The following is a 437-nucleotide window of genomic DNA, read 5'->3' as shown; positions in this document are numbered from 1 at the left end:
ATATAGCGCGTCTTTGTCGACAGGCTTGGTGAGGAAACTAAAAACGCCCTGCTGTGTTGCAGCAACGGCATCGGGAATAGAACCATGCGCGGTAAGAATAATTACCGGCATTCCCGGCTGCACTTTCTGGATTTCAGCAAACAGCTGCATACCGTCCATTTCATCCATCCGCAGGTCGCTGATGACTAAATCTACTTTTTCGCGATTCAGTACCCGTAATCCTTCAGCGCCACTTTCCGCCGTGACCACACTGTAGCCTTCGCTGGTCAGGCGCAGGCCAAGCAGTTTCAGCAATCCCGGATCGTCATCGACCAATAATAAATGCGCAGGTTTATGGCTCATCAGGAGTGACCTCATGGGTGGATGGCGCGGGCTTTTCACTCTCGTGCGGCGTATCCGGCGAGAAATTTCCAGCCGGTTTGCGGGTCGAGAGCTGG

The 437-nt window shown here is 53.3% G+C and carries 1 pseudogene; it reads right to left on the bottom strand.

The features are described from left to right. Window positions 1-342: pseudogene (gene qseF / locus K0039_RS25500) on the bottom strand (two-component system response regulator QseF/GlrR); the annotation flags it as partial. Window positions 343-437: the final 95 nt, after the last annotated feature.

The organism is Terrisporobacter mayombei (assembly GCF_020748465.1).
GTDB lineage: Bacteria > Bacillota > Clostridia > Peptostreptococcales > Peptostreptococcaceae > Terrisporobacter > Terrisporobacter mayombei.
The sequence above is the reverse complement of the archived record's forward strand: the minus strand, read 5'-3'. Positions and strand labels throughout refer to the sequence as shown.